The organism is Psychrobacter sp. C 20.9, assembly GCF_001921765.1.
GTDB lineage: Bacteria > Pseudomonadota > Gammaproteobacteria > Pseudomonadales > Moraxellaceae > Psychrobacter > Psychrobacter piscatorii_B.
The window spans coordinates 1-16,961 of the sequence record NZ_MRYC01000028.1; the positions used below are offsets into that span (position 1 = coordinate 1).

At 45.0% G+C, this 16,961-nt stretch carries 15 protein-coding genes and 1 pseudogene; 13 read left to right on the forward strand and 3 right to left on the reverse strand.

Features of this window, described 5'->3' with window-relative positions; genetic code table 11:
• Nucleotides 1-396: 396 nt before the first annotated feature.
• Nucleotides 397-1,443 (forward strand): nitronate monooxygenase family protein, encoded by a 1,047-nt coding sequence (locus tag BTW00_RS13320; protein ID WP_075107804.1) that lies wholly within the window; start codon nt 397-399, stop codon nt 1,441-1,443.
• Nucleotide 1,444: 1 nt separating this feature from the next.
• Here the strand turns inward: BTW00_RS13320 and BTW00_RS13325 are convergent, their stop codons facing one another.
• Nucleotides 1,445-2,395, reverse strand: coding sequence for an alpha/beta hydrolase (locus BTW00_RS13325; protein WP_075107805.1), 951 nt, complete (start codon nt 2,393-2,395; stop codon nt 1,445-1,447).
• Nucleotides 2,396-2,763: 368 nt separating this feature from the next.
• Here BTW00_RS13325 and BTW00_RS13330 point away from each other — a divergent pair, with 368 nt between their 5' ends.
• Nucleotides 2,764-4,329 (forward strand): MATE family efflux transporter, encoded by a 1,566-nt coding sequence (locus BTW00_RS13330; protein ID WP_075107806.1) that lies wholly within the window; start codon nt 2,764-2,766, stop codon nt 4,327-4,329.
• Between the two features lie 141 nt (nt 4,330-4,470).
• Here the strand turns inward: BTW00_RS13330 and BTW00_RS13335 are convergent, their stop codons facing one another.
• Nucleotides 4,471-5,187 carry an aspartate/glutamate racemase family protein gene (locus BTW00_RS13335; RefSeq protein WP_075107807.1) on the reverse strand — a complete coding sequence of 239 codons (717 nt, stop codon included), beginning with the start codon at nt 5,185-5,187 and terminating at the stop codon, nt 4,471-4,473.
• Nucleotides 5,188-5,368: 181 nt separating this feature from the next.
• Here BTW00_RS13335 and BTW00_RS13340 point away from each other — a divergent pair, with 181 nt between their 5' ends.
• From BTW00_RS13340 to BTW00_RS13360, 5 genes are all read left to right on the forward strand, one after another.
• Entirely contained in the window at nt 5,369-5,659 is a 291-nt protein-coding gene (locus BTW00_RS13340) for a DUF2798 domain-containing protein (RefSeq protein WP_256714080.1), read from the forward strand.
• A 349-nt stretch (nt 5,660-6,008) separates the two neighbouring features.
• Nucleotides 6,009-6,986, forward strand: a complete 978-nt coding sequence (locus BTW00_RS13345) for a zinc-binding dehydrogenase (RefSeq protein WP_075107809.1) — start codon at nt 6,009-6,011, stop codon at nt 6,984-6,986.
• 221 nt (nt 6,987-7,207) lie between these two features.
• On the forward strand, nt 7,208-8,212 hold the full coding sequence (locus BTW00_RS13350; protein WP_075107810.1) for an oxidoreductase: 1,005 nt from the start codon (nt 7,208-7,210) through the stop codon (nt 8,210-8,212).
• A gap of 182 nt (nt 8,213-8,394) precedes the next feature.
• Nucleotides 8,395-9,045: an IS1595-like element ISPssp3 family transposase gene (locus tag BTW00_RS13355; RefSeq protein WP_075105847.1), complete on the forward strand. Its 651-nt coding sequence runs from the start codon at nt 8,395-8,397 to the stop codon at nt 9,043-9,045.
• Nucleotides 9,046-9,124: 79 nt separating this feature from the next.
• Nucleotides 9,125-10,498 (forward strand): hypothetical protein, encoded by a 1,374-nt coding sequence (locus tag BTW00_RS13360; RefSeq protein WP_075107811.1) that lies wholly within the window; start codon nt 9,125-9,127, stop codon nt 10,496-10,498.
• Nucleotides 10,499-10,785: 287 nt separating this feature from the next.
• Here the strand turns inward: BTW00_RS13360 and guaA are convergent, their stop codons facing one another.
• On the reverse strand, nt 10,786-12,396 hold the full coding sequence (gene guaA, locus BTW00_RS13365) for a glutamine-hydrolyzing GMP synthase (protein WP_075107812.1): 1,611 nt from the start codon (nt 12,394-12,396) through the stop codon (nt 10,786-10,788).
• Nucleotides 12,397-12,674: 278 nt separating this feature from the next.
• Here guaA and BTW00_RS13370 point away from each other — a divergent pair, with 278 nt between their 5' ends.
• The 6 genes and pseudogenes from BTW00_RS13370 (at nt 12,675) to BTW00_RS13390 (ending at nt 16,956) form a co-directional block, all read left to right on the forward strand.
• Nucleotides 12,675-13,121 (forward strand): MgtC/SapB family protein, encoded by a 447-nt coding sequence (locus tag BTW00_RS13370; RefSeq protein WP_083603663.1) that lies wholly within the window; start codon nt 12,675-12,677, stop codon nt 13,119-13,121.
• A gap of 323 nt (nt 13,122-13,444) precedes the next feature.
• The gene (locus tag BTW00_RS14225; protein ID WP_256714081.1) at nt 13,445-13,579 is read left to right on the forward strand and encodes a hypothetical protein; all 135 of its coding nucleotides are present in this window, start codon (nt 13,445-13,447) and stop codon (nt 13,577-13,579) included.
• Between the two features lie 194 nt (nt 13,580-13,773).
• A complete protein-coding gene (locus BTW00_RS14230) occupies nt 13,774-14,172 on the forward strand; it encodes a hypothetical protein (protein WP_075107814.1) in 399 nt (132 codons plus the stop codon).
• A gap of 60 nt (nt 14,173-14,232) precedes the next feature.
• A pseudogene (locus BTW00_RS14325) lies at nt 14,233-14,472 on the forward strand (hypothetical protein); the annotation flags it as partial.
• The gene (locus tag BTW00_RS14240) at nt 14,473-14,835 is read left to right on the forward strand and encodes a YadA C-terminal domain-containing protein (protein ID WP_256714082.1); all 363 of its coding nucleotides are present in this window, start codon (nt 14,473-14,475) and stop codon (nt 14,833-14,835) included.
• A gap of 513 nt (nt 14,836-15,348) precedes the next feature.
• The gene (locus tag BTW00_RS13390; RefSeq protein WP_075107816.1) at nt 15,349-16,956 is read left to right on the forward strand and encodes a glycosyltransferase family 2 protein; all 1,608 of its coding nucleotides are present in this window, start codon (nt 15,349-15,351) and stop codon (nt 16,954-16,956) included.
• The last annotated feature ends 5 nt before the right edge of the window (nt 16,957-16,961 follow it).

Below are 16,961 nucleotides of genomic sequence, written 5' to 3' on the forward strand. Positions count from 1 at the left end.
GGAGTAAGTCATGGTCTTTATAATAACAATTAAGTTTGATAATTAGTTTATAACACTTTTAAGTGGGATTGGCTATATTTAATATTTTACTTTGGTGAAAGTTCGACTAAAAAACCTAAGAAAAATGGTGAGTACAAACCAAGAAATGCTCTAGAACTTCAAAGAACCTTAACCGCCTGTATTAAAGAGAAATATAAAGAAGGAATTGACATATTTGTGATGGATTTATCACTTGAAGATACTTAGCTACAAATCCATAGCCAACTATCTTAACTACAACTTCATAGTTAAAAACCCACCCCTTATTCAGCAACTAAATAAACACTATCCAACACGCGCACCGCTTTCCTCTGCTACAGTAAGTCATGCAAATATCCTAATAAAAAGGAGCCATTCATGAGCTTACTCAATACGCTTAACCTCACCTATCCGATTATCCAAGCGCCAATGGCGGGCGGTGCCACCACCCCTGAGCTGATTGCGAGTGTCAGTAACTTTGGCGGACTGGGTTCATTAGGCGCTGGCATGACCGCGCCAGACGTTTTGGATAGCCAAATCAATACGATTAAGACCCTGACCGACCGTCCTTTTATGGTCAATCTGATGGTGTTATCCGAGCATGAGTCAAGCAACTTTGATACCGCCATGCCGACTTGGCTGAGTAATTATTACCAAGAGCAGAATATAGAATTTACGCTACCCACGCGTCCAGCACAGAGTTTTGCTGAGCAGTTACAAGTGCTGTATGACAATCCTGTACCTGTCGCCAGTTTTACCTTTGGTATTATCAGTGCTGAGCAAATTGAGCGTCTGCAACGTGTCGGTACGCGCGTCATCGGTACGGCAAACCATCCATTGGAAGCCAAAGCATGGAGCGAGATTGGTGCAGATGCAGTTTGTGTACAAGGCGTAGAAGCAGGCGGTCATCGCGGTGGTTGGTTACCACAAAGCGAAACCGATCCATTGGGATTATTAACGCTGATTAGCCAAACGCGCGCGTGCACAGATATTCCGCTGGTTGCCGCAGGTGGCATTATGACGGGACAGGATATCAAGGCAGTACAAGCGGCAGGGGCTGAGCTTGCGCAAATGGGGACGGCATTTTTGACCACAGATCAATGCGGTATTAATGATACGTATAAACAAGCGCTCATTGATGCCAGTCAAGGTAAACGTAGTAGCGAGACGCGCTTAACCAGATTATTCTCAGGCAAGCTTGCACGTGGATTATTAAACAACTATTTGCGTGATTTTGCTCAATTTGAGTGTGTAGATGTGCTACCGCCCTACCCGCAACTCAATGGCATGACCAAGTTTATGCGAGCGGATGCGGCCAAGCGTTTGGACGCCGAGCATCTGTCGTTATGGGCAGGGCAAGGCGTCACGTTAGTCAGAGACGAAAGTACAGACGCCTTACTGACACGATTAACAAAAGACTTGTGAATTACTGACCCTTCAGCGTTGCACGAAACCCTTTATAATCCTCCGCCGTTTGCTCTACTGCCTCGATCATCGGTACGTGACCGATATCTTCCATCATAATGACTTGCGCTTGCGGGATGATGTCTTTGATCACATTGACCGTTTCAGGTTTGATGACTTGATCTTTATCACCCCAAACTACGAGCGTTGGAATATGATAGTTCGCGATGATTTGAGCGCGCTCCTCGACACTATCAGTGACGATTTGCTCAAGGATTTTGGCGTCCAACTCCTTATTATTGATACGCTCTTGCGCGAATACCGCTTTGACTGACTTGGGCAAATAAGGCGGCTTATACATGACAAAATCGTACATCTTATAGAAGTCTTCTTTGCTATTGATCAGCAATGGGTTGTTCTCAAGGGTTGCGCCCTCAAGCGATTTTGGCACGCCTGCTGACCAAAACCCTGCGCTATCGACAAGCCACAGACTCTTGACGTCTTTTGGGTACTTTGCGGCATAAGCGACACTGATCGCGCCGCCCATCGAGTTACCGCCGATGTGAATATTGCTTGCTAATCCTTTAGCTTGCAACAGCTCATGTAAGCGCGTGGCCTGTGCCTGTGAGCGGTAGTCTGCGCTCATAGGTTTGCTCGACTCACCAAAACCAAGCAGATCAGGAATGATCAGATGATAGTCCTCTAACTCGTCAGCGATACGGGTGAAGTTATCCTTATTACCGCCAAAACCGTGAATGAGAAGTAGTGGCTCGGCGGTGAGGTTGTTATTTTCGGCATAAACTAACTTGTCGCCAGAAGTTAGCGTAAATGATTTGACATCCAGATCAGACTTATTGCGCTCATATTGAATGATTTTTTGGGTAGTGTTAACGGCAAGCGTATTGGGCGCTGTGGTACAGCCTACGATAGAGAGACTAAATAGTGCGGCAAGGCCTAAGCGTTTAAATAGCATGGAGGCATCCTTGTTAGAAATATAGTCAATCCACTCTTAAATTGGATCAACTGTAGTATAAAAAGTATCTACGTTATGATTCTAACGACAAATGCGGCTTTATATTTATAAATCTCTTACTTGGTAGTCAAATCAGCCTCATAGAAGATATAACTTCAAAAGGACAGTAACAACGTTAGTAACACATTTATTACTAGAGCTTATGCCAGCATGTGTTCTGCTTACCGTTCTAATAAAAATGGCACGGGCATTGTCATTTACAATAAGCGTTTTTATGCGATCAGTTTCAAGGTCGTTACCTACCCCTATCCTAAGACGCATTTTTATCATAAACCAACGCCCATTTGAATGGCGCAAAAGGAAAGACATTGAGCGACACCAGTATTGCCACTGACAAACGGCGTGACCTCACCGAAGGGTCGATTGCCAAAACGATGCTCTTATTTGCCTTGCCAACCCTTGGATCGTCAGCGCTACAATCGTTGAATGGCTCCATCAACGCCGTCTGGGTGGGCCGCTTTTTAGGAGAAGAGGCGCTCGCTGCAACAGCGAACGGCAACATTTTGATGTTTATACTCATCTCCTTCGTTTTCGGTTTTGGTATGGCGTCTACTATTTTGATTGGTCAGGCCATGGGACGCCGTGATGAGACGATGGTCAAAAGGACCATGGGCACGGCGCTCGGCAGTATTATTCCGATCAGTATAGTGGTGTCAGCAGGAGGATGGATATTTGCGCCAATGCTGCTAGATTTGCTTGGCACGCCAGCCAGTGCGGTGGATCTGGCTCTGACCTATCTACGGATGATTTTCGCTGCGATGCCCGTCACGCTCACGTTTACGCTGATCATGATGGCACTGCGCGGGACGGGCGATTCTACGACGCCGCTTTGGTTCATCATTATATCGGTGGTGATCGATCTGATTTTGACGCCGACGCTGATTTTGGGTCTAGGGCCTTTTCCTGAATGGGGGATATTTGGCTCGGCTTTTGCCACCGCCGCTGCAAACACGCTCGCGCTTATTGGTATGGTTATCACGATGTACATGCGCGGCTCTGTGCTGACACTCAGCATGCCAGAGCTGTGCTTTTTGCGCGCAGACCGAGACATTTTAAAATCGATGTTTTCAAAAGGCTTGCCGATGGGCCTACAGATGATTGTCATCTCTTCGGCGGCATTGACGATGCTGTCATTAATCAACCGTGAAGGGGTACAGACCACAGCTGCCTATAGTGCCACCCAGCAGCTTTGGACATACGTGCAGATGCCTGCAATGGCGCTAAGTGCCGCAGCCAGCGCGATGGTTGCACAAAATATCGGTGCCAATCAATGGGCCAGAGTCTCAGATATCACTCGTTGGGGACTCATCTTTAACGTGATATTGACAGGCGCAATTATCGCGGTGCTGACAATGTTTGATGGCACTATTTTGGGTTTTTTCCTTGGCAGTGATAGCGAAGCGTTGCCCATCGGAGAACACATTCAGCTCATGGCAACATGGGGTTTTATGTTTTTTGGAATAGCGCAAGTGCTGTTTGGCACCATGCGGGCGAACGGTTATGTGATTTGGCCATTGGTCGTTATGGCGATCTCAATGTATCCCGTGCGCCTTGGATTTGCGTTTGGGCTTTATCCCCTACTCGGTGAGGACGCGCTTTGGCTGTCATTTCCAGCAGGTATGGTAGCCACGGCGCTGATGGGCGCTGGGCTATATCTGTATGGCGGATGGCGCAAGGGCAAGAACTTGGTCGCAGAAGAAGCGGCACAAGGGAGTGAGGGATATCGTGTACATGGCGGTACCTCTGCGTCTTGTCGTGACATCACCCCGACGACGGTATGGAAGCTGCTCCCTTTACGCCGTATCACAAGGCTACATCGACGACTTCGGAGACGACTGTACAGACACCGTATGATTAAGAGTAATAAAGGCTAATAGCGTGGTTCATATATACGTTTAGCTTAACGGTTCTTAATCACTACGGCTTTTGTTCATTGGTATTTGGCACAACGTTGACTGAACAAAAAGCACCGTATGTAAAGATGTTTGCTGGGCTCAGCGTTGATTACTAACACATTACAACGTTACATCAGCCAATAAAAAATCCACTGCGGCGGCGGCATGAATCGCCGTGGTGTCAAATACAGGGATCGGACTGTCTGCTTGCGTAATCAATAGACCAATCTCAGTACACCCTAGTATCACACCCTCTACGCCTTGCTCCGCAAGTTTGCTTATGACATCGATATAATATCGGCGTGAGCCGTCTTGAAACTCACCGACGCACAGCTCTTTTTTGATAATACGGTGTACCTCTGCACGCTTGTCCTCGGCAGGTATCAACACTTCTAGCCCTGCATCAATCAGACGCTGCTTATAAAAATCTTGGGTCATGGTAAACTGCGTACCTAGTAACGCTATTTTGCTGATATTTTTTGCTTTGATGGCATCAATGGTGGCATCTGCAATATGGATGATGGGTAGATCAGTCGCTGCTTCTACATCGCCAAACAATTTGTGCATGGTGTTAGAAGCGATCATAATCCCTTGTGCGCCGGCAGTTTGCAAGCGTTTACCACTATTCGCCATCATTGCGCCCAGCTCATTCCATTCACCCGTTTCTTGTAGTGTATTGATGGGCCCAAAATCGACACTATGGATCAGTAAATCGGCTGAATGTAATCCACCCAATTTAGCTTTGATACCTTCATTAATAATGCGATAGTAGCTTTCAGTACTCTCCCAACTCATACCGCCGATGATACCCAATGTCTGCTGCGTTTGATGTGCCATTTGCTTGTCCCATTCATACTTAAATATTGGTTGTCATAGATTATCGTAGCAAAAGTTGCTCTCTAGAAGAGCGCATTATCTAGAGATATTGTTTTTCTCAAGATAAAAAGATGGTTATGAATCTATAGCAAATCTGACGATTGATAATAACGATTTTACCAGTCCGTCATCACGGAGTATCATGAGCACTGCTATCACTTGTAGGACAATCGAAACTATGGCCAACTTCCCCACCATCAGAATACGCACCCGCCGCAAATACTATCGCCTGATCTTTACCGGTCTTATGGCGATGATGATGTCACTCATCATCTCAACCGTATTATTGCTTATAAAGGTGGGCTATATTGACGGTTTTTTTACCGAGCTACTACACTCGTGGGGATTGGCCTTTATCGTGGCATGGCCCAGCGCGTATTTTTGTGCTTATATGGTGCAGGAGCATGTGCTCAGTAAGATTGAGTTTTATTAAGCCGCTATTTTATTAAGCCCCTATATAGTCAATCTCTTTCCATATAGCGCCGTGTCATTGACGGCTCAAGCACTATGTCTGTACATAAGCAGTATGGCGACTGCTCATCTTTATCAAATGCAGCAATCCATATCTATGCTGTCAAGACAATGACTGAGCATTTAATCCACCTGAAACAAAACCATACATAACGTCATCATCTATTTACTAGACGACCAGTCTATTGTTATCTATAGTATGACCCATACTGATTATATTTAAACCAGATCACACAGTACGATAGCTACACCATAATGTGATGCTCTGGGTCCCACACACATAATAACAAATAATTGATTAAGGATAACTTATGCGCGCCGCTACTTATGATCATTTTGGCAAACCTTCCGACGTACTGAGCGTGGGCGAGCGTCCTATGCCGCAGCCTGCTGCCAACGAAGTACGTATCAAAACCATCCTTTCCCCCATTCATAACCACGACATGCTAACGGTCAGCGGGCAATACGGCTACAAGCCAGAAATGCCAGCGGTTGGCGGTAGTGAAGCGTTAGGAATTATTGATGCGGTCGGTGATGAGGTCACAGAATTAAGCATCGGTCAGCGCGTGGCCTGTGCCAGTGTGCACGAAACGTGGGCAGAGTATTTTGTCGCCCCTGCCAATATGGTATTTGTCATCCCTGATAGCATCGAAGACGAACTGGCCGCGCAGCTGATTGCTATGCCATTATCCGCCTTGATGCTGCTTGAATTCTTAGAAGTCGAGAGTGGTCAGTGGATCATTCATAACGCGGCTAATGGTGCTGTTGGTAAAACACTAGCCATGCTAGCAGCGGCACGCGGTGTGAACACCATTAATCTCGTGCGTAGCAAAGACTCGTTAGAAGAGCTGACCGCGCTAGATATCAAAAACAATGTCGTCACTACTGATGATGACTGGCAAGACCAAGTCCGCGCTATCATCGGTGAGGACAAGATCACTGCTGCTGTGGACTCCGTTGGTGGTGAATCAAGCAATGAGCTGCTATCGCTACTCGGTAGCAACGGCACGTTGGTCTCGTTTGGTATTATGTCAGGTAAACCAATGCAACTAGACGCTGGCAGCCTGATCTTTAAGCAAGCTATCGTCAAAGGCTTCTGGGGCAGCAAAACCAGCCAAGAAATGGATCTGGACAACAAACAGCGTCTGATTGATGAACTACTAGAGCGCGCGACCAACGGCAATCTAAAATTACCAATTGAAGCGGTTTATGGGCTTGATGATATTACCAAAGCCGTCTCAGGTGATGTGCAATCTGGCAAAAAAGGTAAGGTACTATTAAAACCTTAGTACCTTTAAAGTACTGTCAAAACTATAATTTACACACTAACCTTTCAATGACTATTATCATCAGAGGTAGCATAAAATAAGAAGAAGCCCGTTTGTATTTATCCTAAAGTACAGTGGGATTTTTTTGCTTTAGTGACTTTGCAGTCATGAAATAATGAAGCATGCGATAGTTAAGCCACGACTCATGAACATAAACAATAAAACGTAATAGGGATATCACCATGTCAAACGAGAAAACCTTTAAAGCCTTAGTGGTCGAAGAAACCAGCGACGGTAATTTCGAAAAAAGCATTCAACAGCGCAACCTCAGAGACCTGCCTGACAATGATCTATTGATCGAAGTACATTACTCCTCGCTCAACTATAAAGATGCCATGTCGGCCTCAGGCAATAAGAGCATCACCAAAAACTATCCGCACACCCCTGGTATTGACGCGGCAGGTGTCGTCGTCAGTGACAAATCAGGCACGTTTAGCGAAGGTCAAGAAGTCGTGGTATTCGGCTATGATTTAGGTATGAACACCGCAGGCGGACTCGGGCAAATGATTGCCATCCCTGCCGACTGGGCATTGCCTTGCCCTGAAGCGCTGAGCCTAAAAGAAGCGATGATCTATGGTACAGGCGGCCTAACGGCGGCGCTAAGCATCCAAAAGATGGAAAAAATGGGCGCAAAACCAAGCGATGGCCCCGTTGCCGTATCAGGCGCGACAGGCGGTGTGGGCACTATCAGTATCGCTATCCTCTCGCAGCTGGGCTACGAGTCTATCGCCTTCTCTGGTAAGCCTGAGCAAAGCGAACACTTGAAAGATTTGGGCGCCACCGAAGTGCGCCATCGTGACACCATCAATGAAGTCGGCAATCGCCCTGTTGGCCGTCCGCTATGGGCCAATGCCATCGATACCGTCGGCGGTGACTATCTTGCCAACCTACTCAAGCAAACCAAACCAGGTGGCGCAGTGACGACCTGTGGCCTTGCAGCATCAGCATCATTTTCGATGACCGTGTTGCCGTTTATCACGCGTGCGGTATCGCTACTGGGTATCGACTCGGTATTTATCCCACTTGAGGACAAAAAAGCGATTTGGCAGCGCGTGGCAACGGACATGAAACTGCCCAATCTGGAGCAATACGCGGAAGAAATCACCCTTGAGCAAACCCCTGAATACCTAGAGCGCTTTATTGATGGTAAGGCTGTGGGACGTTATGTGGTAAATGTGAAGGGTTAGGTTTTAAGAGTTAGCATTATAAATAAAAGGCAGTATTTCTTTTGAGGTGCTGCTTTTTCTATGGAAAGTACAATAATTTATTTCTAGATTAAAATATATAACTAAAGGCATGTTAAGCTACATTTAGAACAATATTATTAAAGGGGCTGTCCTAGATAAGTAAAATTATTTAGGATAGCACTATGAGAAAGAGTAAACTAAGTTGGTATAAACAAAGCAGACTAATCGAGTTATTTGTTGCCGGTTCTACCGCGAGAACAGCAGCAAGCTTAGTTGGTGTTAATAAAACCACAGCCAGTTATTACTTTCATAGGCTAAGACTGCTTATTTACGAGAATAGTCAAGACCCTGGTCTATTTGAAGGCGAAATCGAAGTAGACGAATCATACTTTGGTGGAACTCGTAAAGGCAAGCGAGGGCGAGGTGCTGGTAGCAAAGTGCCCGTGTTTGGTCTATTAAAGCGTAATGGCAAGGTCTACGCTTGTATTATACCCAATGCTAAAGCAGATACTTTGATCCCCATCATAAGAGAAAAAGTGAAGCCTGATAGCATTGTTTATACTGACTCATTTAAAAGCTATAACGCATTAGATGTCAGTGAGTTTACTCATTATCGTATCAACCACTCCAAAACCTTTGTTAATGACAAGAATCACATTAATGGTATAGAGAACTTTTGGAACCAAGCTAAACGGCATCTACGTAAGTTTAACGGAGTTCCAAAAGAACATTTTCACCTCTATTTAAAGGAATGTGAGTGGCGTTTTAATCACAGTGACCCAAAGTCGCAATTACTACAATTAAAACAATGGGTTAAACAGGGTTTGAACTAGTTATCTAGGACAGCCCCTTATTAAATTACAAAGAAGCTTCGAATATTTAGTACATTTAAAATCGAGGATAAATATTCATATGTTATCAAATGAAGTAATCAAACAGATTCGTACTGGCGAACTAGTTTTGCACTGTGTCGAAGTAGAAATATTTCAAACAGCAAGCAATAAAATAAAAATGCTGGGACACGGCACTATCAAAATCAACAGTGTCGGCACTATCTATTTAGAATTTATTTGTACTTATAGTAAAAATGTACCACATGCATTTCTTAATGAAAAGTTACCTAAAGATCCGTTAAATTATGAAGAAAAGCTACATCTCCGTGTTAAAACCTTAAATGGTAATGAGTATAAGTCTGATGGTTTTTCTATCAAAATCAACTTTAATTCATCGAATTTACCAACTCATTACTACGTAATTTTATCTTCCATTTATTCGCTAAGTGACACTGAACCACTAAAGCTAAAGGAAGATAGTTATATATATTTTGAGTTTGCAGATCATTTTAGTATACCATCAAACAAAAAAAACTCAGTAGTATCTAGTCTTGGTTCTGAATCTCACAGCTGGAATCAGACAGTGATAAAAATGGATGGTTACTCTGTATCTATGGTGAAGCATAAGCATTATACAGGAATTAGTGCAACTGGATCTTTTGAGCCTGACAAGTTATTTAAATGTCTTAAGTTTTATATTGGATTTTCTAGTGCGTCTATGCCTCAACCTTACTATATGATAAGCATCAAAAACGGAAAAGAAAAACGAACTATTTGTAGTATATCCAATAAACAAAAGCGTCAGACCTCGTCTAGTCCAATGGTTGATAACGCTGCGGGTGAAAAATATAAAGACTCTACCTATCATTATGCACTTTTAGAAAACATGCAGATTTTACAAAAAAATAAACCAAGGCATTTTGATAGTATCTACTCACAATGGGAAAGAGTATGGCACTCATTTCAGTCAAAAAATAGTATTATGATTCTTACTTTATCAGTCGCTATTGAGGGTCTGCTTAATGATATTTATATTCCTGCTATTACACTCAAAAGCAATGATACAGAATTAGAAGCTCAAATAAAAAATATAAAAAAACAGATAAAAAGTCTTGAGTTAACATCTGAACAGCGTAATCGCCTACTTGGCAGCGTAAGCTATTGGAAAAACATAACAGCAGCTAAAGCTCTTAACTATCTAGTTGAACATGGAGTGGTAACAACAGAAGATAAAAAATTATGGCAAGACCTTCGCAATGAAAGTGCTCATCCTAAAATTCGAGAAGAAGGTTTAGCGAAAGAAAGACTGGAACTTGAGCAGGTTCTATCTTGCTTAGATTTATTTCACAAGCTTATCTTAAACACTTTAAAGTTCTCTGGCCCGATTAGGGTTTTACAACTTAAAGAACGTTATGGTCACGTAGAGTTAACTCATATTGATGTTCTTAGCTAACAGAAATAAAATTATAAGACTGTTAATGGTTTATTAATAATCGCTCAACCTACGACTTGTAGAGCGTTTTAGCCTCGATTGTAGCGGTTATCCTTGTTTGACCACTAGATTGCAGCGACTTAGCCCGCTGTGGTATCGCATAGCAGGAACACAGCGGGCTTTAGTCGCGGCTCTAGTGGGCAGACAAGATAATAGCGGAAAGCGAGAATAGCTCCAAAAACTCTAAAGCAAAAAAACACCCAACCAAGTTGAGTGTTATTTTATATCAGCTAAACATCAAGTCGAGATTACTCCCACTCAATAGTAGCCGGCGGCTTACTCGAAACATCATACGTCACGCGTGAGACATCAGCGATTTCATTCATGATGCGGTTTGATACCGTTTCAATCAAATCGTATGGCAGATGGGCAAAGCGTGCGGTCATAAAGTCTACGGTCTCAACCGCACGTAGCGCGATTACCCATGCATAGCGGCGACCATCACCGACCACGCCGACAGATTTGATTGGTTGGAATACCGCAAAGGCTTGCGCGGTCTTGTCATACCAGCCAGAGCGCTCCAGCTCCTGCATAAAGATAGCATCGGCAAGACGCAGGATATCAGCGTATTCTTTTTTCACTTCACCAAGGATTCGCACGCCCAAACCTGGACCTGGGAACGGATGACGATAGATCATCTTCTCTGGTAGACCTAAAGTGATACCCAGTTTACGCACTTCATCTTTAAATAGATCGCGTAACGGCTCAACCAATTCAAACGCCAAGTCATCTGGCAAACCGCCAACGTTATGGTGGCTCTTAATGACGTGTGCTTTACCTTGATGTGACTTAGCAGATTCGATCACGTCTGGGTAAATCGTACCCTGTGCTAAGAACTCAACAACTTTACCATCGCTCTGCTCGCTCACTTGACGCGCACTATCAGCGAATACGTCGATGAAGGTTTTACCAATGATTTTGCGTTTTTTCTCTGGATCAGACTCGCCTGCTAGCGCATCTAAGAACAAATCTTCGGCATCAACACGGATGACTTTTACGCCCATATTTTCTGCAAAAACTTGCATGACCTGATCACCTTCGTGTAGACGCAAGAGACCATTATCCACAAACACACAAGTCAGCTGATCGCCAATGGCTTTGTGCAATAGTGCTGCAACGACTGAGCTGTCCACGCCGCCCGATAGTCCGAGCAATACTTGCTTGTCACCGATTTGCTCTTTGAGCTGCGCAATACGCATATCAGCGATATTGTCTGGCGTCCACTCACCAGCACAATCGCAAATCTGATGGACAAAACGACCTAGCAGCGCTTGACCTTGTAGGGTGTGCGTCACTTCTGGGTGGAACTGTAGACCGTAGTATTGCTTGTCATCATTAGCCATAATCGCAATCGGGCAGCTTGGCGTACTAGCAACGATGTCAAAGCCTTCAGGCGCTTCGATGACTTTATCACCATGGCTCATCCAAACGTTTAGCTTGGCAGCCGCGCCGTCAGTCTTGCTGTCTTCGATACCGTCAGTCAGCTGCGAGTGACCATTTACTTCGATGGTCGCCGCACCAAACTCATGAATATCACTGGCATGAACCTGCCCGCCAAAACGATCTGCCATCGCTTGCATACCGTAGCAAATACCCAATACAGGCACGCCTAGGTCAAACACCGCGTCATTGATACGCGGGCTGTTATCTGCATGGACGCTCTCAGGGCCACCCGATAAGATGACGCCTTTTGCGCCAAAATCGATGATACGCTGAGTGTCGATGTCATAAGGGAACATCTCACAAAATACCCCAGAATCGCGCACACGGCGGGCGATTAACTGACTGTATTGCGAGCCAAAATCGAGGATTAAAATGCGGTCTTGCTTGATAGTTGGCGTCGATGATGCGGTCGTCATAAGGTGAGTATCCATCAATAAAAAATTGGTGCTCTATTTTAACAAGTTTCGGGGCAATGATGGCGATTGACGTGCGGTTTATTCGCAACTATTTTATTAGTGACTTACATTTAGAATGGGTAATCCTACCACTGCATACCAAATATGGCATCTCATGATCATTATATGGTATAAAAAGTATAGTACGATGACATGGACATTGTTATCGTGGATGCTGTTATCGTGCAAGTGTGCGATATGCGTGCGATATGCGTGCGATATGGAAGGAACTTTACATTATGTTCGCGTTTGATCTAAACCTCAAACTGCTGGCCTATCACGCCATGCAGCTGAGTATCGCCTTTATCCTGTCGCTGCCCATTGCGCTCAATCGTGAGTTTCAAGACAATGGCGCAGGCCTGCGTACTTTTCCTTTGGTTACCATTGCCTCATGCGCCTTTATGCTGGTAGGGATGGACATCTACGACAGCCCCGACGCCCAAGCGCGCATTATGTATGGCATCATCACTGGCATGGGCTTCATTGGCGGCGGCGCGATTTTCAAAAACAAAGATGGCGCACAAGGCACCGCGACGGCCGCAGGACTTTGGAACACTGGCGCCATCGGTATTTCAGTGGCTTACGCCCGCTACGAAATCGCCATCATCCTATCCGTAGTGGGATTTTTAATATTGCAATTTTCCACACCATTTAAAACCAAAGCCAAGCATAAAGACAAATCTTAATTCTTTCTACTCTTTGACTTGCCAACCATCTACTTTAGCTTCAGACAGAATATCATCTGCTAACCACCCCTTTTTCAGTAATCTTAACTTCAATTTACCACGCTACTCTCTTTTGATTACTTTCCTGCACGTATTTTAGCGCTATTAAATATTATTTATTTTACACCCCTTGCTATTAAGTATTTTTACACAGGCCAATGCTCATAAAGTCTGAAATCCCTTACGATAATCACTTGTTTTTTGTTGAATAATTTGGCTGTAACTTTTTGAAAGTAGACGTTAATTATCAATCAAACTTTGTTACATAATCATGTAGATTATAAATGTGGATGCCCAAAACACCAGTGAAACAGATGGGCAAGCGGCGTATTGCCTTGTCAAAAAAACAAGCGATTTTAACAGCTTATACTACTGGCTTATTCACTCGACTGGTATTGTCACAGCAGAGTAGCGAGTAGACTAATTGTGATATTGCTATATTGAGACTCGGTAACACCATTAAGACTTGCCTGCCTCATAAATAGCCTTATAGGCAGATAATTGTTGGTTTTTTATAATAGTGAAAGTCAATAACCCATTCAATAATAATGGTGCTAACGTATTTTTTATCGACACCATCAAGCCCTAACGCTTCTAAAAAAAGGATGAAGAAATGAAAGATATGGACTTCTTACCTCGCTCTGCTCTAAAACTTAGTACTCTCACTTTAGCCATTGCCGCCACCTCTTTTGCCACTACCAGCACCATGGCAGCTGAATGTCTGCTCAATGATGCAAATGACACTACCACGACATTAGGAGCAACCAGTAACGGCGATAGCGCACTGGCTTGTGGTAATAACGCGGTCGCTGGTGGCACCAACGATACCGTCGCTGTCGGTAACCAAGCCAATGCAGGTATGAACTCAGCCACTGCGGTCGGTGGTCAAGCCAACGCCGCAGGTCTTGGTTCAACCTCAGTCGGCTGGCAGTCAGCCGCGACTGGCGAGCGCGCTCAAGCCTTTGGTCATTTAGCGACCGCCCAAGGGGAGCGTTCACTGGCTATCGGTTAAAATGCTGATGCGCAAACAGATTTCTCCACCGCCATTGGTAACGAAACAGTTTCGAATGGTATTGATGCCTTAGCCATTGGTGATACTGCCAATGCAACGGGCAATTCAACCACCGCTGTTGGTGATGAATCGGTCGCGACAGGCCCTGGTGCGACCGCAATCGGTTGGCAAGCGGGCGCTAATGCTGAGCGCGCGCAAGCGTTCGGTCATCTTGCCCAAGCCAATGGCGTACGCTCTACCGCTGTCGGTGAAGCAGCGATGGCAAGTGGCATGGGCTCGGTCTCTATGGGTAATGAGTCCATGGCAAGCGGCATGAATAGTATCGCTATTAGTAATGGCACGATTGGTATTAGCGTCAGTGTGGATTCTTTAGCGACCCGCGCTGAATTTACAGACTTACGCCGTATGTATAACGACCATGACGACCGCTTAGACGAAGCCGAAGACGGTATTGCACTGGCACTGTCTATGGAAACGCCTATGATTCCAGCGGGTAAGCAATACGCCACGACCATCGGCACAGGCTATTACAACAGTAGTACTGCGATTAGCGCCGCCTTTGCTGGACATATTAACGACAGTATGAGCTTCTCGACAGGTGCAGGTTTTGGTACGGACACAGGCAAATTTGGCGCGCGGGGTGGGGTGACTTTTGCTTGGTAAGCAGTTGTAATACCGTATGACATTAGGGCGTGTCCCTAATTCAAGCGTTTATGACTAAATGGGCTAAAAATGGCTAAATCTTTGGCAAACGGTGTCAAATAGCTGGCCAATATCTTGATATTACCTGCGCTATTTTCCTTGTTTGCCTGCAATTTATCTCATTTTTATCACCATTTTTAAAATAGGGACACGCCCTAGCAAAACAATCTCGCTACGGCGGGATTTTTTTGTGATTATATTTCATTATTTTTCGCCAGTTATCCTTTTATACAGACTCCTCGTCTCTATATTTTCGGTGCTTAACTAAATTTCTTAAGTTAATGACTGAAAAACTTACGTAACATTACGAGATAGCGCAGAAACTAACACTTAATAATCAATATGTTACCAAGCTTTGTATTACTATGAATTTGTTCTCTCAAGCGCCAATTAAATATTTCATTAAAACCAAAGCGCTATTTGCTGGCCCTGTTTCCATCGTCCACAGCTCGATAACGATAAGAATAAAAGATTATGACTCCTTTAACGCCTGCGTCTCGTATGATGCACGGTGTGCAAGATACTGTTTTTGCGCCCGCATCATCTCAGTCGACTGCTGCCACGATTGCCTTTAGCTTCCAGCTAATGACACGAGCGGAGCCACCTGAGATTGTGATTGCAACCATTAAGTCGTTATTGGCTGTCAAACAGGCAGTGGATGAAATCTTAATTATTGATAATAACCATACGGATAAATCTCTTTATCAACCATTGGCCGCCTTTTGTGAATCGCTAGATGCCGCGCTCAACGTGCGCTTTTATCATATTGATGAGATTGCAGGCTACAAAGCGGGTGCGCTTAACTTGGCGCTGGCGTGGATGGACAGACGCTGTAGTCATATCGTGGTGGTGGATAGCGATTACGAAGCATTGCCGCATGCCCGTGAGGCGATGGTACAAGCTATTAACGACTATCCTGAGCATACACTATTACAGTTTCCGCAGTTTTATCGCAGCGCCCATCTTGAGGACATTCACAGCGAGCTGAATCATTACTTTAACCATCACCTATATCAGCCGCGCAATCGTATGCGCGCCTTATCGACAGGCACGTATGCGGTCATTCGCCGTCGTGATTTGCAGCAGCTGGGCGGTTGGTCGGGCGCATCAATCACCGAAGACGCGCAGATGGGAGTGCTCATGCATCAGCATGATATGCGTAGCGCCTTTATTCCTACAGTGATTGCAACAGGACTGCTGCCCGCAACCTTGTGTGATTTATTGGCACAGCGTCAGCGCTGGGTATATGGCAATATGCAGATTTTTTGTCGCTATCTTGCCACGCCATTGTTACGTCGTCTGCATCCGATGTATGCCGCGAGTATGGCGACAACCAAACACGGCAAAGCTGAGCAGCGCCGCTATCAGCGCGCGCACTTGTCGCAGCTTAGTGCATGGGTCAATGGCACAGGGATTTTAATTTTGCTTCAGCTTATCACGGTGATGGTAATGGCGTTTGCATTAATGGTGGGCCATGACAGCACATGGGCGTTACCGATTTTGGCTGTCGTCTATACAGGTTACGGCGTATTTTTACTGCGCCGCTTATGGGCGTATTTGCGTGACCAAGCCCCACTCACCCAGCAAATGCAGCGCGGCTATCAACACACCATCGCCAAACGCTTACGCACATGGCTGATGCATTTAAACTTTTGGGAAGTGGGTGCGCTGTGCTGGTTGCCTGTATTGTGGGGACGACAAAAACCCTTTGTGTGTACCCCAAAAATCGCTCCTGATGCCACGCAATCAGCGCTAAAGCACGCCAATCGCCGTGCCTTACCCAAATTACTATTGATGTTAAATGCGCTCACTGCCCTACTAGCATCACCGCTGTCTGCGGCTTATTCCCCGATATTATTCGTCTGTGCGCTCACCGTCTTTGGTTTAAAACTCATTGCCGCAAGACTTGCTTTAGCCAATTACAGCGCGGCCAGTGAAGCAGAGTACCTGCATTCTTTACCAGAACCATCAGCATCTTTTCCCTTATTAAATACAGAATACGTAAAACCACTAAACATTCAAAAAATGCCCTTTATCGAGACGACTGATCACGTACAAGATAAGCAGACCATCAACTTTTAACCTTT